Origin of the sequence: uncultured Maribacter sp., assembly GCF_947496775.1 — a bacterium.
Taxonomy (GTDB): Bacteria; Bacteroidota; Bacteroidia; order Flavobacteriales; family Flavobacteriaceae; genus Maribacter_B.
This window is the reverse complement of the sequence record NZ_CANMDU010000013.1, coordinates 1-23,189: the sequence shown is the minus strand read 5'-3', so window position 1 is coordinate 23,189 and position 23,189 is coordinate 1. Positions and strand designations below refer to the sequence as shown.

The following is a 23,189-nucleotide window of genomic DNA, read 5'->3' as shown; positions in this document are numbered from 1 at the left end:
ACCCCTAATTTCCTTACCATATTTCTTAATTTGCACAAATTATTTTTTACAATGAAAATATACCCTATAGAAACTGGTAATTTCAAGCTAGATGGAGGTGCCATGTTTGGCGTAGTACCCCAATCTATTTGGAATAGAACAAACCCTGCGGATGCTAATAATATGATAGATTTAGCTGCCAGATCATTACTTATCGAAGACGGCGACAAATTAATCTTGATCGATACAGGAATGGGTAATAAACAATCTGATAAATTTTTTAATTATTATTACCAATGGGGTAATCACACTTTAGATAATTCCCTTAAAATAAATGGATTTCATAGAGATGATATTACCGATGTTTTTATGACACATTTACACTTTGATCATTGTGGGGGAAGTGTTCAATGGAATAAAAATCGCACGGGGTACGAACCCGCCTTTAAAAATGCAACCTTTTGGACTAATGAAGAACATTGGAAATGGGCCACTGAACCTAACGTAAGGGAAAAAGCATCCTTCTTAAAAGAAAACCTGTTGCCCATGCAAGAAAGTGGTCAATTAAAATTTATAGAACGTGGAGAAACTTCTTTCCTAAAAGAATCTGAATTAGGTTTTGGAATTCTATTTGTTGATGGTCATACAGAAAAACAAATGCTTCCGCACATAACGTATCAAGGAAAAACGCTAGTTTTTACTGCCGATTTAATTGCTACTGTTGGCCATATTCCATTACCTTATGTTATGGGCTATGACACAAGACCATTACTTACTTTATCTGAAAAAGAATTATTTTTGAAAAATGCAGTTGAAAACAATTATTATTTGTTGTTTGAACATGATGCTCATAATGAAATATGCACTCTAAAAAATACCGAAAAAGGTATAAGATTAGATAAAACATACACTTATAATACCCTTTTTAACTAAAGACATACATTAACATAATAAATTTTATATGACTATTAAAATTTCAAAAACTGTTGTTGGCGTTACAACAGCTTTATTATTTGTTGGCTGTGGAGCCACAAAATTAGTAAGTACTCCGGTAGCAAATATTGATGCTACACCTCTTAAAATAGCAGACCTTACCGAAAAAGAAAAACAAAACTGGGGACATTTAGATTTAGTAAAGGATACTATCCCCGGAATGAGTGTAGATAAAGCTTATAAGGAGCTTATTCATAATAAAAAAGGAACTAAAGTTATAGTTGCGGTTTTAGATTCTGGAATGGATTTAAAACACGAAGATTTAGATGGTGTTCTTTGGACCAATAAAAAGGAAAAAGCCGGAAACGGAAAAGACGATGATAAAAATGGGTATATAGATGATATCCATGGTTATAATTTCTTAGGAGAGTCGTATAATGAGCAATTAGAGTTTGCGCGTATTCTTAGATTAAACCTTGGAGATGCTGCAATGCAAGCAAAAGCAAAAGCAGAATTAGATAAAAAATACCCAGAAGCAGTTCAAAATAAGCAACAATATGAGCAAATTTTACAACAAGTAAAAACAGCAGATGAAGCTGTAAAAAAACACTTGGGGAAAGATACTTATACCAAGAAAGATTTAACTGCTATAAAAACGGAAGACCAAGGTTTACAGCAAAGCATAGCTGTCTTAAGTCAAATGTTTAATTATGCCGATAGCATTCCTGAGGTTATAGAAGAACTTAATGGCGGCATTACACACTTTACCGAAAGTGCCAACTATAATCTAAATAAAGATTTTAATGGTCGTAAAGATGTAGGGGATAACCCATATGATTTCAACGATCGAGGTTATGGTAACGGAAACCCTCAAAATAGAGTAGAAGATGAAAGCCATGGAACCCATGTGGCAGGTATTATTGGGGCAGAACGGAATAATGGAAAAGGAGCAAATGGGGTAGCAAATAATGTGGCTATTATGAGCATCCGTGCTGTGCCTAATGGCGATGAGTACGATAAGGATATTGCCTTAGGAATACGGTACGCGGTAGATAATGGAGCAAAAATAATTAACTGTAGCTTTGGTAAGTCTTTCTCACCAAAAGCAGAATGGGTTTATGATGCTATTAAATATGCAGCCTCTAAAGATGTATTAATTGTACATGCTGCCGGTAATGATGGCTCAAATATTGACGATGCTAGCCATCCTAACTTTCCAAACGATCATGGCAATCATGCCGGTGCAGAAATTGCAAATAATGTTATTACAGTTGGTGCATTAGGAGAAAGATATGGATCCGAAATGGTAGCCTCTTTTTCTAACTACGGCGCAAACAATGTAGATGTATTTGCTCCTGGAGCAGCAATTTACTCTACTGTACCTGGTAGTAAATATAAATTTATGGGAGGAACTTCTATGGCTGCTCCTGCAGTTGCCGGTGTTGCCGCCCTTATTCGTTCTCAATATCCAAAATTAAAAGCGGCACAGGTAAAACAAATATTAATGCAATCTGGTCTAGCGCCAAAAGCGAAGGTTATTCTTGGTGGTGATGCCTCCAAAAGTAACACTTTAGATAAAATTTCTAAATCTGGAAAAATGGTAAATGCATATAATGCATTACTCATGGCTAAAAATGTTTCAGAAGGAAAAACACAATTGTAAATTGCTCCACGCCATAAAACTTTTAAGACTAAGAAGTTTTATGGCGTCTGTTTTATGCTACAACAATTTATTTATAGAAATTATGTAAAGCATAAAAATCATATTCATTTCCAAATAAACATCAGAAAAATTAAATATGCTGGTGGGATTAAAATAAAAAAACAGATGAAAAAGTTATCTTCTTTATATACGCTTCTCTTATTTAGTATTACAACCTCTCTATTAGCCCAAAATAATACAGCCTATTGGCAGCAGCACGTAGATTATACTATGGGTGTTAAGATAGATGTAGAAAACTATCAATATTCAGGCACACAAACACTAGTATATACCAATAACTCTCCAGACGCACTTTCTAAAGTATATTATCACTTATACTTTAATGCATTTCAACCTGGTAGTGAAATGGACATTAGGCTCCAAAATATAAAAGACCCTGACGCAAGAATGATAACCGAAGAAAAAACAAGTAGAATAGCTCCTTTATCTCCTTCCGAAATTGGTTTTTTACACGTGTCTTCTTTAAAGCAAGATGGGCAAAAAGTTACTTACTCAGAAGCTGGTACTGTATTAGAAGTAGAACTTGCAAAACCAATTCCTCCTGGGAGCAAGACAACATTAGAAATGGTATTTAAAGGACAAGTTCCTATTCAAATTCGTCGTTCAGGTCGTAATAGCACAGAAAAAGTAGCTCTTTCTATGAGTCAATGGTACCCTAAACTAGCTGAATACGATTTTGAAGGTTGGCATGCAGACCCGTATATCGCAAGAGAATTTCAAGGAGTTTGGGGAAATTTTGATGTGAAAATTACAATAGATAAAAACTATACGGTTGGTGGTTCTGGTTATTTGCAAAATCCAAATGAAATTGGTCATGGCTATGAAGCTCCTGGATCCAAAATAAAAAAGCAAAGAGGCAAAACCTTAACCTGGCATTTTAAAGCCCCTAAAGTACACGACTTTATGTGGGCAGCCGATCCGGAATATGTACACGATATTCTAAAAATGGAAAATGGTACAGAGTTACATTTTTTGTACAAAGACAATCCGAATATTAAAGAAAACTGGAAGAAATTACAGCCAAAAACGGCTGAAGCAATGACCTATTTTAATACCAACATAGGAGAGTATCCTTATAAACAATATTCCGTTATTCAAGGCGGAGATGGTGGTATGGAATACGCAATGAGCACCCTAATCACTGGAGAACGAAAATTTGGAAGCTTAGTTGGCGTTATGGCCCATGAATTAGCACATTCTTGGTTTCAGCATGTTTTAGCCAGCAACGAGGCTAAACATGAGTGGATGGATGAAGGCTTTACTACTTATATTTCTACACTTTGTATGGATAAAATAATGGGTACTAATAAGACAAACCCTTTAGAAGGAACGTATAAAGGATATCAATATTTAGTAAAATCTGGACAAGAACAGCCACAGACTACACATGCCGATCGTTACCATAATAACATGGCTTATGGCATTGCCGCTTATAGTAAAGGTTCAATTTTCTTATCTCAATTAGGATATATTATCGGAGAAGAAAAATTACAGGAAACTATTAAAAAATACTATTCCGATTTTAAATTTAAGCACCCTGTTCCGAACGATATAAAACGTACCGCAGAAAAAGTAACTGGCTTAGAATTAGATTGGTATTTAACAGATTGGACACAAACAACCAATACTATAGATTACGGAATTAAAGAAGTAATAGCAGAAGGAGAGAAAACAAAAATAACCCTAGAACGTATTGGGTTAATGCCTATGCCTCAAGAAATTCTAGTAACTTATACAGATGGTACTAAAGAAGCCTTTTATACTCCTTTACGTATGATGCGTGGTACAAAAGAAAATTTAGAAGCAACTATGTTAGCCGATTGGCCTTGGGCTTTTCCCACATATGACTTTACTATTGCAAAACCGATAAACAAAATAGAATCTATTGTTATAGATCCATCGCAACTAATGGCTGATATTGACGCTACAAATAATATGTGGAAGCAGGAATAAAATATAAATGAAAAAGGCCATTATTATTGGAGGAACTTCCGGAATCGGCCGGAGCCTTTCCCAAATATTATTTGATAATAATTGGACTGTTGCCTTAACTGGTAGAAGGACTGAATTGCTCGACGAAATAAAAGAAAATTCAAAAAATAAAATTTTAACCTTACGCCATGATATTATTGAAACGGATATTTCAGATATAAAAATGATATCTCTTTTTCAAAAATTAGGAACGGTAAATTTAGTAGTCATTTCTTCTGGCATATCTGATATAAATCAAAAACTAAATTGGGAAATCGAAAATGAAATAATTCAAACAAATGTTAATGGAATAGCTAAAATATATGAATTTGTATTTTCTAAGTTCAAAAAACAAGGCTACGGACATTTAGTTGGTATATCTTCTATTGCATCGATAAGAGGAAATAGGCATTGTCCTTCTTATAGCGCATCAAAAGCTTTTCAAGCAAATTATCTTGAAGCCTTAAGGTGTATTGCCAAAAATGAAAGATTACATATTAAAATTACGGATGTTCAACCTGGTTTTGTTAATACGCCAATGGCAAAAGGAAATGGATTATTTTGGGTTGCACCTGTAAAAAAGGCTTCAGCTCAAATCTATGCAGGAATTTTAAAAGAAAAGAAAAAAATATATATTACTAAAAGATTGAGGTTAATCGCTTGGATTATGAAAATTGCCCCAAATTGGATATTAGAAAAAATTTAAGAATATAATATAGCTATAACACAATAAACTATGAACTTGTCTTACCCAAAAAAAGAAAAGCTAAAAAGCAAAAAACGCATTGAACAGCTGTTTATAGAGGGTAAAAGCATTACTAGTTTCCCTTTAAAATTAATCTATTTAGAAACCACATTACCAGATGAAATAAAAATACAAACAGGTGTGGCAGTTTCTAAAAAAAGATTTAAAAATGCCGTAAAAAGAAATCGTGTAAAACGTTTGTTGCGAGAATCTTACAGACTTAATAAATTTATAGTTACTGACAATACGGATAGTAGCTATGCGTTTTTAATTTTATACATTGGTAAAAAAATGCCAACCTATACCGTAATTGAAAAACAACTACGACTCCTATTAGAAAAATTTAATACCAAAACAAATGCATAAATTGGTTAAGAAAAAAATCCTAATTCCTTTCGCAGCTATTGTTATTCTTGTTGCTGGATCCAGTTTTAAAAGTGATTTTTTTGAAATAGCAAAACAAATAGAAATATTTACTACGCTTTTTAAAGAACTGAACATGAACTATGTAGATGAAACTAATCCTGCAGAGTTAATGGATACTGCTATAAAAAACATGCTAGAGAACTTAGATCCTTATACCAAATTTTTAAATGAACAGGATGTAGAAGCTTTTAAAATTAATAATGCGGGCGAATATTCGGGTATAGGTTCTTTGGTTCGTTCTTATAAAGATAGGTTGCTTATTGTAGAGCCGTATAAAGATTACCCTGCAGATAAAGCTGGTTTAAAAGCTGGTGACGAAATCATAAAAATAGGAGATATTACTGTTGCCAATTTTGATGATAATGCTAGTGAGTTATTAAAAGGAGCTAATGGTACCACTGTTCGGGTTACTTTTAAAAGACAAGGCGAAACAAAAACAACTACTGTAAAACGAGAAGGAATAGATGTAGATGCCGTTCCTTTTTACAAAATGGTAAATGAAAAAACAGGTTATATTGTTTTATCTAAATTCAATGCAAAAGCATCTAAACAAACTAAAGAAGCACTTATAGATTTAAAAGGCAAAGGTGCAGAAAAAATTATTTTAGATTTAAGAGGTAATCCTGGGGGGTTATTATCCGAAGCAATAAATGTTACCAATTTATTTGTTCCTAAAGGAGAACTCATTGTAACTACAAAATCTAAAGTAAAAAAATTCAATAGAGAGTACAAAACTAAAAATAAGTCCCTTGATACTGAAATGCCTTTAGTGGTCCTTGTAAATGGCAGAAGTGCCTCTGCAAGCGAAATAGTTTCTGGTAGTTTACAAGATTTGGACAGGGCTGTTATAATGGGTGCAAGGAGCTTTGGTAAAGGTTTAGTACAACGACCAATGAAACTTACTTATGGTACGCAATTAAAAGTTACCATTTCTAGATATTATACTGCCTCTGGAAGGTGTATACAAGCTTTGGATTACTGGAATAGGGACGATAGTGGAAATGCCGTTAAAACCACGGAATTTAACGATTTTAAAACACGTAATGGTCGTAAAGTGCAAGATGGTGGCGGTGTATTACCAGATATAGAAATAGATGCAGCTAAAACTAATACCTTAACCAATGCACTACTTGCTAGTAATACTATTTTCGATTTTGCTACCGACTATAGTTATAAAAATAACATAGAAGACGTATCTAAATTTACATTTACCAACACTGATTTTTCGGACTTTAAAAACTTTGTTTCTAAAAGTAATTTTTCTTTTGAAACTAAAGCACAAAAAGCCTTAAGAGAAGCCTTATCCGCAGATGATAAAGATATTTATGGGTCCAATGTTCAAGAAGTTTATAAAAACTTATTGGTAGAAATGGATAAAAGTAAACTAAACGCCCTGGATACTTTTCAAAAAGAAATACAAAAAAATTTAGAGGATGAAATTGTAAAACGTTATTTCTATAGAGAAGGTCTTTATAATTACTATTTGCTAAAAGACGAAGCTATTCTTGCTGCTACAGAACTCTTGCAAAACAACCAAAAATATACTTCTATTTTAAAATAATTAAACTAGTTTTTATACAAAAAAATCTTTCCTAAAAACAAAAAAATCCCTTAATAAAGGGATACCTTTCAATAATCCAAAGGTTAAATTTGGCATTATAAATAAACCTTAAAAATTAATCTGTATGTTATTCTTTTTTGGCTCACGATCTTCAAAAATAAAGAAGAGAAAAATTAGGAAAACCTATTGTCCAAATTGTGAGACAAAAGATTCTTTTTTGGTTTCAACTTTTGGTAAATATTTTCATTTTTTTTGGATTCCTATTATTCCTTTGTTTAAAACACATGTAGCAGAATGTTCGCATTGTAAAATAAGTTATTCCAAGTTTCAATTTACTCCAGAGATGAATGCTGCACTCCAAAAAGAAAACGACATTAACCCAGTTAAAAGACCTATTTGGCATGGTTGCGGGTGCATAATTTTGGTAAGTTTCTTTGCCGTAGTGCTTTCTATATCCTTTTATGGTGTTTATCAAAGAGCAAACAACCCTGAAGCCTCTAACGTTGAAAAAGACCCAAGAAAAAAACTACTTGCTAATGATCTTGATAAACTTAGCTCTATTTTATTAAAAAGTAAAGACTCTGTTTCTATAGCCCTAAAACAATGCGTTACTTATGATATTGAAAGTGGTATTGATACAAAGAAAATAGAATACTTTAGCAAGGTAAATGAAGACAAAATTTTAGTACTACTACGTATTAAAGACCTAAAAAATATATCTGCTAAGGAAAGAAAAGTAATAATAGATATTGTTGAGGATTGCCTTAAAGTTATACCATATCATAACCACATTCAAAAACAATATATAGGTGTAGAAGGAAAATGGAATACCGTTTTAGTTAAAACACCAACAGATAGTGATTTAGGTGGGCGCTTTGCAGACAAAAACAAATTGCTTTCCTTCTATGATAAAACCAAAATCCCATTAGATTCTTTAAAATAAATAACATTTACTAAAGCGCCAATGTTCATTTGTTTAAAAACAAGTCTAAGAATCATAAAAAATATGATTTATAGATATATTAAAAAATGCAAGCTTCTGGGTCTGACTTAATAAAGTACTTTCTATAGTTTTTGGACTTAGGGTTCATACATCCTTTTAGATTTTTTATCCGCACATTTTTAAAATCTAATGGTTGCCCTTCACTTTGTAGAGCAATAAAACCCTCTGTTAAAGGTTGTCCGTCTTTTTTTTCCTCAGGATTATGTCCTTTTATTAATGCTCCGCCAATTGATGGTTTCGTATAGGTTAACACCAGTTCACCATTAATAATATGTTTTATAATAGAGTCTCCTAAAACTATTAATTCTGCTTTTACCCACTGCCCTTTAGGGTATGTTTTAGAAGAAGATTTTATACAATGTTTTGTAGCTTTTACTCCATTATAAACAATATCTGTACCTGGAGAACACATATTTCCTGTTGGTCTTTCTGTTCCTTTCTCTATTTCTGCCAAAAATTGCATTTCTACAGAAATAGGCCAATTCTGGTCTTTTAGCATTGTTTTAGGGTCTTGAGAATGAAACATAACCCCACTATTTAAATTTGTGTGTTTTGGTGCTCCCAAATACCAATCGCCAACAAACCTATAATCCATTTCTAAATGAAAATAAGAATACGGAGTGTCATAATACAAATGACCAAAACGGTCATTAAAATCTCCCTCATACTTATCATATCTAACTTCTAAAATACTGTCATTTACTCTAAACGTTTCTCCAAAATTATCGCCAGTTTCATAGTGTTGTATTTTGGTTGTCCACCCGCTTAAATCTTTACCATTAAATAAATTTTTCCATTCTTTATCATCTTCCTGAGCTTTTGTAAATCCGAAAATAAAACAACAGAGCAATACCATTTTTACCTGTAAAAATGAACTCGCGTTTTTTAAGTTTTTGTTAAATGACATAAAGCTATTTTTTGTAAGTTAGTACCTATTTTCTAAACTGCTAGAATTATTTTAACAAACTAACAAGTTGGTTCTTTATTCTTAAAAAATATAAATAGAATTTAAACAATAGTTTTATCCAATATTAATATCCTTTCAGCGATTATATAGATCATCAGCAAAATAATTAAAGTCTAAAATACCAACCGAAGAGTTTGTTTTTAATATTTAGTATATATTTAATTAAGAACCAGAATCAATCCTTAAAAATAGGGGTGTTTACCAAATTTACTAAAGCCGGATCTTCTTCTTTTAACAAGCGTTTGGAGCGTAAATATCTATCTACATTATAGGCATCATAATTAGCAGCACTACTATCTGTACTCCCAATTTGTACACGACCTGTACCAGAAGCATGTATAAACTCTTTATTGCCAATCCACATACCCACATGTACTACTCTCTCTTTGGTAGAGTCTGTTTTTTTTCTTCCAAAAAAGAGCAAATCTCCTTTTTGAAGAGTATTAAAATTACTAACGGAGTCTATCTCTTTCCCTGTATGTACTTGTTGAGAGGCATCTCTAGGAATTACCATCCCATTTAAAAAATAAATGCTTTTTGTAAAACCGCTACAATCTACTCCTTTAGTAGAAGTGCCTCCCCATAAATAAGGCAATCCCATAAATTTTTTAGAAGTAGTTACTAAATTTTCTCCTGTAGGATTAACAGTAGAAATCCAATTACCATAATCCATTGCTTGGGTCTTTAAAACAAATCCTTTTCTACCATCAGGAAAACCAACTTTATAAAATTCTTTTTCTTCTCCTAAAAACTCCATAATACCTCCAGCAACAACATCCGATAGTATTTGCGATTGTTTATTCGCTATGGAATAAACATATCCCGTAGTATTGGTAAATATTATTTTTGGCGCCTTTTTCCATTGTAAATAGGCTTCATGATTTAAGACCGTAATTGCACCAAAATCTACCCAAGAAATATATTTATCTGGTGTTTGTATTAAAAACCAATCTTCTTCTCTTTTTAAAACGTTAACAGGTGTTCCTAATGTTGCCTGCGTGGCCAATTCTGCAGAATGTTTTGCATTACTCCTAATATTTGCTACAGAAATGGTAACAATGCCTTTTGTTTTTCCTTCCAAATCTGCATTTGGTAACATAGTAATACTGTCTACAAAAGCTAGGTTCTTTTCCTTTAAGTTTTTCTTTAAGGCTTCTACTGCGTTTGGTACATTACTTTCTCCGTTTAAAATATAGGTGTCCCTCTGTTTTGTTGCCGCAATTGAAAACAAAGCAACACGCTTATCTGGAGCATATTCTTCTCGGATTTCATCTATTTCTGCCATTAATGGTATTTTTTCTAATTTAGTTTCGTCTATACAAGAAGAAACTAAAGTTCCAGTAAAAAGCAGTAATAACAAGAACCTATAAAGCAAATTCATTTCTATTTTTTTCTGAAAATTAAAACTTTTTAAGGACTTACTTCTATAATCTATAAAACTATCTACTTCATTTTAACTAATTTTAGCCACTACTATATGAAGAAACTAAAAGTAATAGAGCTTTTTGCGGGTGTGGGTGGTTTTAGACTTGGACTCGAAAAAACAAATAAATACCAGGTTGTTTGGTCTAACCAATGGGAACCAAGTACAAAAACGCAACATGCCTCCTTGGTGTATGAAGCTCGTTTTGGTTCTGAAAATCATAGTAATGAAGATGTTGCAAGTGTGTTAACTTCTAATATACCAGATGCCGATGTTTTAGTGGGTGGGTTTCCTTGTCAAGATTATTCCGTTGCTACTACCTCTCAAAACTCTAAAGGTCTTATTGGTAAAAAAGGTGTATTGTGGTGGTCTATACATCGTATTTTATCGGAAAAGAAAAACCCACCTAAATATTTGTTTTTAGAAAATGTTGATCGTTTGTTAAAATCTCCCACTTCACAGAGGGGGCGAGATTTTGCTATTATGTTACAAAGTTTAAATACTTTAGGCTACGCTGTAGAATGGCGCGTAATAAATGCTGCAGATTATGGAATGCCACAAAGAAGACGGCGTATTTTTTTCTTGGCTTACCATAAATCTACAACTGTTTATAAAAATCTAAAAAAGGCAAATAAATTAAATTGGATTAGTTCTGAAGGTACAATAGCTAAAGCTTTTCCTGTTTTACCGCAACTAAAAATAGACGCTACCTTTTCTTTAGAAGAAGATTTAGTAACACTTTCTAATACCTTTAATAAAGAAGGAAAACTATCTCCTTTTTTAAATACAGGTGTTTTTTGTGATGGAACCGTTTATACTTCTAAAACCCAGCCCAAACTGGAAACCAAGAAAACTGTTTTAAAAGATATTTTACAAAATGGAGAAGTAACTCCGGAATTTTATATTGATAAAAAAGACCTTCCTAAATGGGAATATTTAAAAGGTTCTAAAAAAGAAGTTAGAACTGCAAAAAGCGGGTTTACATATAATTATAGTGAAGGTTCTATGGTTTTTCCCGATGCTTTAGATAATGCATCTAGAACTATTATTACTGGTGAAGGGGGCAAAAGTGCCTCTAGGTTTAAACATGTTGTTGCTACTCCAAATGGGCTGCGAAGATTAACTCCTATAGAACTGGAGCGTTTAAATATGTTTCCAGATAACCACACCAAACTAGAAGGAATATCGGACACTAAAAGGGCATTTTTTATGGGAAATGCTTTAGTTGTTGGCGTTGTAGAGCGTATTGCTAAAGAATTATTTACTACTATTAATTCTTAAAAATGGGAGTCCAAAGTAATTTTAAAAAGGACTTACAAAAAGAAAAAGATCTTGCTGTTTTTTTAGATACGCTTTACCATAAGCATTTAAAAAAATATTCTACAAAACGTATACAAGATATTAAACAGCAACTCCAGGGGGTTGATGTTTTATTTACTAATAAAGAAACTCAAGAAGTTTTTAAAATAGATGAAAAAGCCCAACTAGATTATATTGGAGATGATTTACCAACTTTTGCATTTGAAATTAGCTATTTAAAAGAAGATTCTCTTAAAAAAGGATGGCTTTTTGATACTACCAAAACCACAGATTTTTATGCGCTTATTACTGCTATTTATAAAGATGAGCCCAATGCTTTTACCTCTTGTAAAATAATCTTTGTTAATAGAGAAAAATTAATTGCGCTACTACATTCTAAAAATATTACCCAAAAAACACTTTCTAATTATATAGCGTTGGATTCTAAAATTCAAGGCAAAATAAAAATTAAAGAACTACACAGTTATAAAGAAGGATACCTTTATTTATCGTCTACAAATAAGCCCGAAAAACCATTAAATTTGATATTAAAACTAGATTATTTAATAGAAAAAGGGGCTGCAAAAAGGCTAATATAATTTTTAATACAAACTATTGGGTTGGTTTGCTATTTGTAACAACTTTAATTAGTATAAAAATTGACTAATCACCTTAAGAAAAGTGTATATAATCCTATTAGAACAACTTTTGTTGTTATAGTACTAATTAAATAAACCAACCTTTAAGTCGGTTTTATAAAATTTAAGGAATTACGTTCTAATCATTCCAACATGCGGAATACCATCTTCTAAATACCCTTCCCCTACTTGTTTAAACCCTAAGGAACTATAAAATTTTATTAAATATTCTTGCGCGGAAATATGAATTTTTGTTTCATTAAAGTGTATTTTAACTGCATTTATAGAAGCTTCCATTATAACCTTTCCATAGCCATACTTACGTTCTGATTGCTTTACCACTACCCTACCAATACTAGCGTCTTTAAAATAAAACCCTGGAGCAAATATTCTAGTATACGCAACTACTTCTCCATTTTTAGTTCCTATAATATGCAAAGCATTTTGGTCTTTATTATCTATATCCTGATATACACAGTCTTGTTCTACAATAAATACCTCACTACGCAATTGCAAAATTGCGTAAAGTTCTTCTATTGTAAACTCTTGGAACTTTTTAGTTTTAATTTCTAACATTAGTCTTGTACTATAATATTTTTAGGATCGCATTTACCAAATTCTGGTTGAATATTAACATGATTAATTCCATAATTATGATATAACTCTTCTTCTATTTGTTCTAAAATTGTATCGAACTCTGAGAGTTTTATATCTTGATTAAAATCTATATGCGCCTCTAAATGTACTTCGTCTTCATTTAATTGCCAAATATGAACATGATGCACATTTTTAACACTAGGAATCTTATTAACAACGTTCACAATTTCATTAATTTTAATAGTATCAGGAGTAAATAACATAAGAACTTTTGTAGAATCTATAAGTAAATCATAACCCATATATATTAAGTACAGCGCAATTGCAAAAGTCAAAAAAGGGTCAACCCAGTACATCTGAAAATATTTCATTAACAGGCCTCCTATTAAAACAGCAAAAGATGCTAACATATCTGTTAATAAATGTAAATATGCCGATCGCATATTCATATTACTATCTGCATCTTTTTTTAATAAAAAAACACTTAATCCGTTTGCTAAAATCCCAAATAAAGACAACCAAATAACAAGATTAGATTCAACTTCTTGTGGAAACATAAACCTCTCTATTGCTTCTTTTATAAGTATTATTGCAACTACAATTAGTGCTGCTGCATTTACAAAGGCAGCCATAATTTCAGCTCTTTTGTAACCAAAAGTTTTATGGTTAGATGCTTTTTTTTTAGAAAGCCTATTTGCTACATAACTAACAACTAATGAAAGTACATCGCTAAAATTATGAAGAGCATCCGAAAGAAGAGATAAACTACCAGAAATAAAACCACCAATTATCTGTGCAACAGTAATAAGTATGTTTAAAAAAATAGAAAACACAAGATTTCTACCTTTTAAATCGGGATGTGCATGGTTATGATTATGATGAGAATGTGCCATAGTCAGTATAAATTTATATAATTGTATACTGCTATTCTAATATATAACTATTTATAGAGAACGTTATTAAAAAATAAAATTCCTCAAGGGTAAACCTTGAGGAATTATTTATAAACTAATTGTATTTATATAATTACCTAAAAAATATTATTTACAAGGCATTTTTTCTATTCTGCGTTCATGTCTACCACCTTCAAAATCAGTATTTAAAAAAGTCTTAACCATTTCTAATGCTTGAGGTAAAGAAATAAAACGAGCAGGTAAACTTAAAATATTAGCATCATTATGCTCTCTTGCTAAAGCTACTATTTCTTTATTCCAACACAAAGCAGAACGAACTTTTTGATGTTTATTAGCGGTCATAGATGCCCCATTACCACTACCACATATAATAATACCTAAATTTACGGTATCGTTTTCAACATCTTTTGCTACGGGATGTACAAAATCAGCATAATCTACACTATCAGTACCATCTGTACCATAGTTATTAACTTCTATATTTAAAGACTTTAATAAACCAACAATTGCAAGTTTATATTCTGTACCAGCGTGATCGTTACCTATAGCTATTTTCATTTGTTTTGGTATCATAATTAATAATACAAATGTACAATAGATAAGCGTATACCACAATAATTAACTATTTCACAACGTTTTTTATAGTATATAAATAAACAGTTGTTAATTACACCTTTAAATCATTGTATTAGTTGTTAATAAACTTTCCATAGAAAATAACTTTATAATTTTGATTTCTCATTTGAATTTTGCCTTAGAAAAGAAATCAAGAAAAACTAATTAACTTCTTAGAATATAATAGAAAGATATTAAGTACTACTTTATAGAAGTTAACACTAAATTAATATTTACTTATCCTTAATTTGATGTTAACAGAGGTTATTAAGATGTGTTAATAAGATATGTAATACATTGATAACTATAAAAAATAGACTTGTATAAATTGTCAATAAAAATTAAAACCGGTTCAATACAAATTATTCTTCATTTTTTTATCACCACTATTAACAAGCTATAATAACCACTATTGTTTTTTTAAATTTAAATAAAAGAAAAATGAATATTATATATATGTTAATAACCTTAAAATTATTTTAGCGTAATATCTAAAATAATAGGTAGTGGATTATAATTCGTAATTTTCCGACAAATTAGAAAGAAAGATTAATGTCAAAGAGAAATAAAAAATCAAAAAATCATAGAAAAAACGAAATTACTAAAGGAATTTTTACCGTATTGGAAAAAGATCCAAAAAAAAGTTTCACTTATAAACAAATTGCTTCTAGAATGAGTATTACAGATGCCCATGACAGAAACCAATTAATAAAGAAATTAGTTCAATTAAAAGAGAAAAAAAGAATTTTAGAAGAAACAAGAGGTCATTATAAGGCTATAGCTTCTACAAAAACATACCAAACTGGTATTGTTGATATTACTAGTAGAGGTAATGCATATATTATAATTGAAGGAATGGAAGACGATGTTTTTATTCCTAACAATAAGGTAAATAAAGCTTTTCATAGAGATACTGTAGAGGTATATGTGTACCCAAGAAGAAAAGGTAAAAAGTTAGAAGGAGAAATAACAAAAATTGTTTCTCGTAATAAAACGGAATTTGTTGGTATTGTAGATATGCAAAAAGATTTTGCTTTTATTAGACCTACAGATGTTAGAATGTATACCGATATTTTTGTTTCTAAAGATAAAGTTGGAAAAGCAGAAGATGGTGATAAAGTAATTGTTGAAATTACAGAATGGCCAGATAGAACAGATTCTCCTTTTGGAATAATAAAAGAAATTTTAGGTAAACCAGGAGAGCATAATACGGAAATACACTCCATTTTAGCAGAATATGGTTTACCATATGAGTTTCCTGTAGAAGTAGAACGTTATGCGCAAAAATTGGATACTTCTATAAAAGAAGAAGAAATAGCTAAGCGCAGAGATATGCGTAATGTATTAACATTTACTATAGATCCTAAAGATGCTAAGGATTTTGATGACGCTTTGTCTTTTGAAATTCTTGAAAATGGAAATTATGAAATAGGGGTGCATATTGCCGATGTTTCTCATTATTTACAAGAAAATACTATTTTAGATGATGAGGCTTATGAAAGAGCAACATCTGTTTATTTAGTAGATAGAGTGGTACCAATGTTACCAGAAATATTATCTAATAATGCATGTTCTTTAAGACCAAATGAAGAAAAATATACTTTTTCTGCGATTTTTGAAATAGATAAAAATTCAAATGTTATTAACGAATGGTTTGGTAGAACTGTAATTAATTCTAACGAACGTTTTGCCTATGAAGAAGCACAGCATATTATAGAAACAGGTGATGGCGATATACCAGAAGAAGTTTCTATACGTAATTCTTCTTATGTAGTTTCCGATGAAGTTGTAAATGCCACCGTAATCTTAGATAAATTAGCTAAAATTATGCGGGCTAAACGTATGCAAAATGGAGCTATATCTTTTGATAAAGTAGAAGTTCGTTTTAATTTAAATGAAGAAAGTATACCTACTAGCGTATATTTTAAAGAAGCAAAAGATGCAAATAAACTTATTGAAGAGTTTATGTTATTAGCAAATAGAAAGGTTGCTGCGTTTATTGGTAAACAAAAACCAGAAAAAACTTTCGTTTATAGAATACATGATGATCCTAATGAAGACAAACTAATAGCTCTTAATGGTATTATTTCTCGTTTTGGACATAAGTTAGACTTTAAAGATAAAAAATCTATTAGCGCTTCTTTAAATCAGCTTTTAGAGGACGTTAAGGGACAAAAAGAACAAAATTTAGTAGATACGTTAGCTATTCGTAGTATGAGTAAGGCAACATATACTACAGATAATATAGGACATTATGGTTTAGCATTTGAGTATTACTCTCATTTTACATCACCAATTAGAAGATATCCAGATGTTATGGTTCATCGTTTATTACAGCATTATTTAGATGGAGGAAAAACGGTCAATGCAGAGTTATATGAAGAAAAATGTAAACATTCTTCGGATATGGAAATACTTTCTTCTAAAGCAGAAAGAGATTCTATAAAATACATGCAAATTAAATTTATGCAAGATCACCAGGATAAGGAATTTATCGGTGTAATAAGTGGCGTTACTGAATGGGGTATTTATGTAGAAATTATAGAAAATAAATGTGAAGGAATGGTAAGTATTAGAGATATAAAGGGAGATTATTATATCTTTGATGAGAAAGAGTATTCCATTACAGGAGAAAAAACAAACACAACATATCAATTAGGAGATGAAGTTGTAGTAATGGTTAAGAATACAGATTTAATAAAACGACACTTAGATTTTTCTTTGATTGGAAAAAATGAAAAAGTTTCTATTTTGGAATAAATTTTGTTTTAGTACGTATATACTTACTTAAAAACGAATATGAAAAAAGCAGTTTTATTTTTATTTTTTGTTGCAATTAGTTTACAAGCTTTGTGTGCTCAAAATGAAGAAATAACCGTAAGCTTATCCAAGTTTACAGAGTTAAAGAGTTTTGACGGATTATCTATTAACTTAATTCAAAGTACAGAGAATAAAGCTGTTATTAGTGGAGATAATATAGATAAAGTTGTTTTTGTAAATAAAGAAGGTGTATTAAAAATACGCATGGAAATCAATAAAATATTTAGTGGTTATAAAACTTTTATTGATTTGTATTATTCCCAACCAATTGTAGTTATAGATGTTAATGAAGATGCTAGAATTGTATCAGAAAAAACCATAACGCAAGATGTTTTAGAATTAAAAGCACAAGAAGGCGGAGAATTGGTTATTTCGGCTGAAGTAGAACAACTTCTTATAAAAACAGTTACTGGTGGAGTAATAGAAACTTCAGGCACATCAGATTTACAAGATGTTGCAATTAATACAGGAGGAATTTATGAAGGAAAAGATTTAAAAACAAAATTCTCTACTATTAATGTTAATGCTGGATCAAGAGCAGAAATATACGCTACAGATTATGTAAAAGCTTCTGTAAAGGCCGGTGGAGAAGTATTAGTATATGGAAACCCAACAAAGCTCGAAGAAAAAACAGTTTTTGGTGGTAAAATAACTAAAATGTAACTTCCCCCATTTATGCTAGAAGATATACAGGGTGCTATTCCTCTTGGTTTTTTATTAAGTTTTATGATTGGCCCTGTTTTTTTTGTACTATTAGAAACTAGTGCTATAAAAGGCTTTAGAGCAGCAATTGTTTTTAATTTAGGAGTAATTATTGCAGATATTGTATTTATTACAATAGCCTATTTTAGTAGCTTTCAATTGTTAGAAAATTTAAGTAATGAACCTGGGTTATATGTTTTTGGAGGTGTAATACTTGTAATTTATGGTATTACAAGTATTGTTAAAAAAGAAGCTAAAAAAGAAGAAACTATAAAAATTACTTCAGGTCATTATATTAGTCTATTTATAAAAGGCTTTCTACTTAATTTTATTAATATAGGTGTATTGGTTTTTTGGCTGGGAATAATAATAGTTGTTGGTCCTAGTTTAAATAATGACTCTAATAGAATAATTATTTTCTTTTCTGCTGTTTTAATAACCTATTTTATTATAGATATATTTAAAATATTATTAGCAAAACAGCTCAAGAAAAAGTTAACTTTTGAACGAATTAGATTAGTAAAAAAGATTTTAGGAGTTGTTTTAGTTATATGTGGATTGGTGCTTATTATCAAAGGATTTTTACCAAAAGATAAATTTAACATTGAAAAGGGGATAGAAAAAATGGAGCAAATTAGAGAGTAAATTTTTTTAATATGCTAACACATAATATCTTAAAATAAAAAAACCCTCTATTAGAGGGTTTTTTTGGAGGCATCGAGCGGATTCGAACCGCTGTACAAGCTTTTGCAGAGCTCTGCCTAGCCACTCGGCCACAATGCCATTTTAATACTGCAAAGGTAATGCGTTATTTTAAGCTTTCAAAAATATATAATCAGGATCTTTTAGAATTTAATGTGATAGTAACTTTTTCTACATCGCCTCCAATAGGCGGATTTATTTTAGAGACAGATACTATTACTTCTTTAACTATATTGATTTCTAGTAAAATACGCTGTATAATTCGGTCAGCAACATGTTCTAAAAGCTTCGCAGCAATTGCCATTTCTTCTTTTACAATATGATTAATATGTACATAATCTACCGTATCTTTTAAGTTATCAGATGTTGCTGCTTTTATTAAATCGGCTTTTACAGATACATTAACAAGATAATCGCTACCTATTATTGTTTCTTCGTTTAAACAACCGTGATAGGCATAAACTTTAATATTGGTAACTTCAATGATTCCCATACTTGTCTTTAATTTTTTACAAAATTAAAGTAAACATTTGGTATTTAATAGGTACATCTGCAATTACTAACACCTTGGAATAAATCTACTCCTAATGTTATAACATGTGTTCCAGAACTATACCCTAAAATTTCGTTTAAAATTACTTGGTATGAATACCCAAAATAGAAGTTGCTCTTTTTTAAACCTATAATTGGTGCAATATATAAAGGATCTCCGATTTGATCATTTAAGAAACGATAAGTAACACCTGCATAATAATAATCTTCAAAATCGTACCATCTAAATTTTACATTTAAATCTGTAACAGATCTACCATCACTTTCGAATAATTGAAAGAATACAGATGGTTCAATTTCTAAATCACTATTTTTATTTTTCTTATATCTATAACCAGTATACAAATAGTAATTTCTTAATCTATTTGGTTCGTAAATAGGATTAAATTTGGTTAAATTTTTATCTATAAGATTGGATGCATTAGCACTGATATAAAATTTATCTTTTCTATATAAAACACCAACATCAAAGTTATGATTAGTTGTTGCCCTATCATCAGTTACACTTGGATCTAAAGCATCAAAATTTTCAATATCTATTCTAAATTGATTAAAGTTATAAGATATACCAAAGGACAAAAATTCGTCATCATATCTATCTAAAGTTAAATGGTGTGCAAAAGAAATTCTAGCTCCTCTTTGTTTGGTTTCTCCATTACTATCATTATATAAAAGAGCACCTAAACCTGATCTTTCTCCTATACGCATATCTGCAGCTAAAGATTGCGTGTCTGGCGCATCTTTAATTCCTACCCATTGTGTTAATCCATTAATCCTAATTTTCACATGATCTCCAATACCTGCATAGGTAGGCGACATTACAAAAGGATTATCTGCTAAATACTGCGAGAGTTGTGGTAATGTTAACTCTTGCGCTTTAGCACCAAAGACACTTAGTAGGAGGAGGACTAAGGTTAATAATTTATTATACATAGTTGTTTAGGTTAAGTTTTTATCTATATAAAGTAAAATGGCCAACAAATTCACGATCGTCTTCTTCTCCACGTAATTTTATTACATACCAATAATCCCCTGTTGGTAGTTCTGTTTGTCGGTAAAGACCATCCCATGGATTATCATTAATACCCATTCTATAAACTTCTCTACCATAACGATCAAATATGATAGTTAGTATTTCTGGGAACGCTTCTTGGTTCTTTGGAGCCCAAGTATCATTTTGGTTATCGCCATCTGGGGTAAAGAAATTAGGTATCTCAATATCTATAAACTCCATATAAATACTTGCGGAAGATTCACATCCATTAGCATCTATAACGGTTACGGTATAGGTACCAGTTTCTGTAATTCTTAAAGTATTATCTGTACCATTATCTCTGTCTCCGAAAAGGAATGTAAATTCTTCTTTACCACCGGTTGCTATAGCTGTAATTTCATTTAAATTACGTTGTTCAAGAGATAGAACAAGAGGTTCAAAATCTTCTATTACAAAATCAAAGGTTTGTACGCATCCATTTGCGTGTGCTATTGCTATGTAATGTGTTCCTGGAGTAGAATTTCTAAAATCAGGATTTAATTGCATATCATTAGGATCTGTAGAGTCTATTGCATATAATACATCTCCTAAAACACTAGAATCTTCTAAGGTTATGTTTACATAATTAGTAGGCACATCTCCCGTACACTCATAAATAGGAACAATAGTTGCGTTAAGATTTACACCTGGATTAACATCTACAACAAGATTCGTTTCACAGTCATTAGCATCTCTTACAAAAATTAAATAGTTACCAGCAGCCAGATTCGTAAAATCTAAACGATCTTGTATAAAATCTACTTCGGAATTAGAATTAATAGCTGTTCTATATGGTGCTGTTCCTCCTTGAATGTTAATAGTAATAGCACCATCTTCATCGCCAATACATGTTTCTGGGGTTATTACGTTTGGATCTACTGTTAAAAGGTCTGGAGCAGTAATAGTATAATTTAATTCTTCAAAACATCCGTTTTGATCTTGTGCAATAATAGTATAGTCACCAGGAGCTAAATCTGTAAATGTATTAATAGTATCAAATTGGTTTAAGTTTGGAGAAATAGCATATTGATACCCTCCAGAACCTCCAGAAAGAGTTACTGTTATACTACCATTTTCTTCACCATTACATAAAACATTTATAACTTCTTCAGTGTAAGTTAAAGGCGTTGGTTCTGTTATAATTACTTCTTCTGCAGGAGCTGTACAATCTTCGCTGATTACATTTACATAATATGTACCTGCTGGTAGATTACCAAACTCACCTTGTGATTGTGGTCCTGCTATTCTTGATCCTATTGTTAAAGCAGCATCCGTAAATAATTCATATTGATAGTTACCTAATCCACCATCTGCACTTGCATATATAGTTGCTGTAGATTCTCCATTACAACTAATAATAGCAGCGGAAGTATCAACCGTTAAAGTAAGAGGAACTATAGCATTTTCTGTAATAGCATTTGAAGTTAAAGAAGCACATGCGCCACCTAAATCTCTTACAAAATATTGATGTTCCCCTGCACCTAATATACCTGTTTCAGGTAATGGCATTGGATTACTAGTCATAGGTAGAAAAGTAATATTATCTGAACTATATTCGTAAGTACCACTACCGCCTGTTACACTTAGTTCAAACTCTACTCCTGTTGCACAAGTTAAAGGGTTTGTACGTAGTAAAGTTGCTTCTATTCTAGTTGGTTCTGTAATAGTTACCTGATTAGTTTCCACATCACAATTCCATCCATCAGAAACAGTAATGCTATATATGCCAGGACCAAGATTTGTAAAATCAGGACTTGTTTGTCGTCCGGAAGTAAACGTAATAGTAGTACTAGTAGTATCGTAATAATTTAATTGGTACTCATAACTACCACTACCATTTATAACATTTGTAGCAGATACTGTTGCTGTTTTATCTCCAAAACAAGCTAAAGTAGTGTTTAATGGAATTGCATTTGCAGTTACTGCAAGTGGCATTACCAATAAGTTAGGGTAGTTATTTGTAATAGAACATCCACCAGCATCTACAACGGTAACGCTATAGTCTCCTGCAGATAATCCTGTAAATAAAATTGTGGTTACATCAAAAGCAGTATCGAATACTTCTGCTGTTGTTGTATTAGTAACGGTAATATCATAAGGAGCAAAACCACCTGTTGGGGATATACTTATTTCTCCCTGATCATTAGTACATTCAACATTTGTTAAAACAGTAGTTATTTCGGTTAAGTCCATATCTGGAGATACTATAGTTACCATATTAGTATCATCGTCACAGAAAGGCTCCGTAGTTTCTGTTATTCTTACGTAGTAATTACCACCGTTAAGACCTGTAATTAATCTTGGATTAACACTTGTATCTGTATTAACTTGCGCTCCAATTGGGTTATCTGAATCATCAAATACTTGATAATCATATGTACCACTATAACCAGTAATATTAATTTCAATTGAACCATTACCATCATTGAAACAGATTACTGGGTCAATAGCGGTTGCAGTTACCTCGATTAAATCATACGGCGCAATTTCATACGGAGCTGTAAGTACATAACATCCAGTGTTTGTGTCCGTAATTCTAAAAGTATAGCTACCCACTTGTGTTAAGTTAAATTCAGCTGTAACATT

At 31.3% G+C, this 23,189-nt stretch carries 20 protein-coding genes and 1 tRNA gene; 12 read left to right on the top strand and 9 right to left on the bottom strand.

What is annotated here, in order from left to right:
• The first annotated feature begins 51 nt into the window (after nucleotides 1–51).
• The 7 genes from Q0856_RS16705 to Q0856_RS16675 all read left to right on the top strand — a co-directional run bounded on the left by Q0856_RS16705 (nucleotide 52) and on the right by Q0856_RS16675 (nucleotide 8,281).
• Nucleotides 52–912 carry an MBL fold metallo-hydrolase gene (locus Q0856_RS16705; RefSeq protein ID WP_298506896.1) on the top strand — a complete coding sequence of 287 codons (861 nt, stop codon included), beginning with the start codon at nucleotides 52–54 and terminating at the stop codon, nucleotides 910–912.
• A 28-nt stretch (nucleotides 913–940) separates the two neighbouring features.
• Complete coding sequence (locus Q0856_RS16700) at nucleotides 941–2,575, top strand: S8 family peptidase (protein ID WP_298506895.1); 1,635 nt, start codon at nucleotides 941–943, stop codon at nucleotides 2,573–2,575.
• Nucleotides 2,576–2,740: 165 nt separating this feature from the next.
• Nucleotides 2,741–4,588, top strand: a complete 1,848-nt coding sequence (locus Q0856_RS16695) for a M1 family metallopeptidase (RefSeq protein WP_298506894.1) — start codon at nucleotides 2,741–2,743, stop codon at nucleotides 4,586–4,588.
• A 7-nt stretch (nucleotides 4,589–4,595) separates the two neighbouring features.
• Nucleotides 4,596–5,312, top strand: a complete 717-nt coding sequence (locus Q0856_RS16690; protein WP_298506892.1) for an SDR family NAD(P)-dependent oxidoreductase — start codon at nucleotides 4,596–4,598, stop codon at nucleotides 5,310–5,312.
• Nucleotides 5,313–5,342: 30 nt separating this feature from the next.
• Nucleotides 5,343–5,717, top strand: coding sequence for a ribonuclease P protein component (rnpA, locus tag Q0856_RS16685; protein WP_298478331.1), 375 nt, complete (start codon nucleotides 5,343–5,345; stop codon nucleotides 5,715–5,717).
• Nucleotides 5,710–7,338 carry a S41 family peptidase gene (locus Q0856_RS16680; RefSeq protein ID WP_298506891.1) on the top strand — a complete coding sequence of 543 codons (1,629 nt, stop codon included), beginning with the start codon at nucleotides 5,710–5,712 and terminating at the stop codon, nucleotides 7,336–7,338. The genes rnpA and Q0856_RS16680 overlap by 8 nt, the downstream gene beginning before the upstream one ends.
• Before the next feature lie 217 nt (nucleotides 7,339–7,555).
• On the top strand, nucleotides 7,556–8,281 hold the full coding sequence (locus tag Q0856_RS16675; protein ID WP_298478325.1) for a hypothetical protein: 726 nt from the start codon (nucleotides 7,556–7,558) through the stop codon (nucleotides 8,279–8,281).
• 79 nt (nucleotides 8,282–8,360) lie between these two features.
• Here the strand turns inward: Q0856_RS16675 and Q0856_RS16670 are convergent, their stop codons facing one another.
• Both Q0856_RS16670 and Q0856_RS16665 read right to left on the bottom strand, forming a co-directional pair.
• Nucleotides 8,361–9,248: a DUF1080 domain-containing protein gene (locus tag Q0856_RS16670; RefSeq protein ID WP_298506890.1), complete on the bottom strand. Its 888-nt coding sequence runs from the start codon at nucleotides 9,246–9,248 to the stop codon at nucleotides 8,361–8,363.
• 235 nt (nucleotides 9,249–9,483) lie between these two features.
• Nucleotides 9,484–10,689 carry an SH3 domain-containing C40 family peptidase gene (locus Q0856_RS16665; protein WP_298506889.1) on the bottom strand — a complete coding sequence of 402 codons (1,206 nt, stop codon included), beginning with the start codon at nucleotides 10,687–10,689 and terminating at the stop codon, nucleotides 9,484–9,486.
• Between the two features lie 96 nt (nucleotides 10,690–10,785).
• On the opposite strand from Q0856_RS16665, the gene dcm reads away from it, so the two are divergent.
• Both dcm and Q0856_RS16655 read left to right on the top strand, forming a co-directional pair.
• On the top strand, nucleotides 10,786–12,012 hold the full coding sequence (gene dcm / locus Q0856_RS16660) for a DNA (cytosine-5-)-methyltransferase (RefSeq protein ID WP_298506887.1): 1,227 nt from the start codon (nucleotides 10,786–10,788) through the stop codon (nucleotides 12,010–12,012).
• Nucleotides 12,013–12,014: 2 nt separating this feature from the next.
• Nucleotides 12,015–12,629: a hypothetical protein gene (locus Q0856_RS16655; protein WP_298506885.1), complete on the top strand. Its 615-nt coding sequence runs from the start codon at nucleotides 12,015–12,017 to the stop codon at nucleotides 12,627–12,629.
• Nucleotides 12,630–12,800: 171 nt separating this feature from the next.
• On the opposite strand, the gene Q0856_RS16650 is transcribed toward Q0856_RS16655, so the two are convergent.
• The 3 genes from Q0856_RS16650 to Q0856_RS16640 form a co-directional block, all read right to left on the bottom strand.
• On the bottom strand, nucleotides 12,801–13,244 hold the full coding sequence (locus Q0856_RS16650; RefSeq protein ID WP_298506883.1) for a GNAT family N-acetyltransferase: 444 nt from the start codon (nucleotides 13,242–13,244) through the stop codon (nucleotides 12,801–12,803).
• Nucleotides 13,244–14,158 carry a cation diffusion facilitator family transporter gene (locus tag Q0856_RS16645; RefSeq protein ID WP_298506881.1) on the bottom strand — a complete coding sequence of 305 codons (915 nt, stop codon included), beginning with the start codon at nucleotides 14,156–14,158 and terminating at the stop codon, nucleotides 13,244–13,246. Before Q0856_RS16645 ends, Q0856_RS16650 begins: the two co-directional genes overlap by 1 nt.
• Nucleotides 14,159–14,305: 147 nt before the next feature.
• On the bottom strand, nucleotides 14,306–14,737 hold the full coding sequence (locus Q0856_RS16640) for an RpiB/LacA/LacB family sugar-phosphate isomerase (RefSeq protein WP_298478298.1): 432 nt from the start codon (nucleotides 14,735–14,737) through the stop codon (nucleotides 14,306–14,308).
• Nucleotides 14,738–15,346: 609 nt separating this feature from the next.
• On the opposite strand from Q0856_RS16640, the gene rnr reads away from it, so the two are divergent.
• From rnr to Q0856_RS16625, 3 genes are read left to right on the top strand one after another with little or no spacing between them, the layout of a single operon-like run.
• On the top strand, nucleotides 15,347–17,554 hold the full coding sequence (gene rnr, locus Q0856_RS16635) for a ribonuclease R (RefSeq protein WP_298478295.1): 2,208 nt from the start codon (nucleotides 15,347–15,349) through the stop codon (nucleotides 17,552–17,554).
• A gap of 39 nt (nucleotides 17,555–17,593) precedes the next feature.
• On the top strand, nucleotides 17,594–18,277 hold the full coding sequence (locus Q0856_RS16630) for a head GIN domain-containing protein (RefSeq protein ID WP_298478292.1): 684 nt from the start codon (nucleotides 17,594–17,596) through the stop codon (nucleotides 18,275–18,277).
• 12 nt (nucleotides 18,278–18,289) lie between these two features.
• Entirely contained in the window at nucleotides 18,290–18,961 is a 672-nt protein-coding gene (locus Q0856_RS16625) for a LysE family transporter (protein ID WP_298478289.1), read from the top strand.
• A gap of 64 nt (nucleotides 18,962–19,025) precedes the next feature.
• Here Q0856_RS16625 and Q0856_RS16620 read toward each other — a convergent pair.
• The 4 genes from Q0856_RS16620 to Q0856_RS16605 all read right to left on the bottom strand — a co-directional run.
• Nucleotides 19,026–19,099, bottom strand: a tRNA-Cys gene (locus tag Q0856_RS16620).
• 52 nt (nucleotides 19,100–19,151) lie between these two features.
• Nucleotides 19,152–19,511 carry a dihydroneopterin aldolase gene (folB, locus tag Q0856_RS16615; protein ID WP_298506879.1) on the bottom strand — a complete coding sequence of 120 codons (360 nt, stop codon included), beginning with the start codon at nucleotides 19,509–19,511 and terminating at the stop codon, nucleotides 19,152–19,154.
• Nucleotides 19,512–19,555: 44 nt separating this feature from the next.
• Nucleotides 19,556–20,503, bottom strand: coding sequence for a type IX secretion system membrane protein PorP/SprF (locus tag Q0856_RS16610; RefSeq protein ID WP_298506877.1), 948 nt, complete (start codon nucleotides 20,501–20,503; stop codon nucleotides 19,556–19,558).
• Nucleotides 20,504–20,522: 19 nt separating this feature from the next.
• The coding region (locus Q0856_RS16605; RefSeq protein ID WP_298506874.1) for a T9SS type B sorting domain-containing protein at nucleotides 20,523–23,189 on the bottom strand (2,667 nt) is incomplete at its 5' end.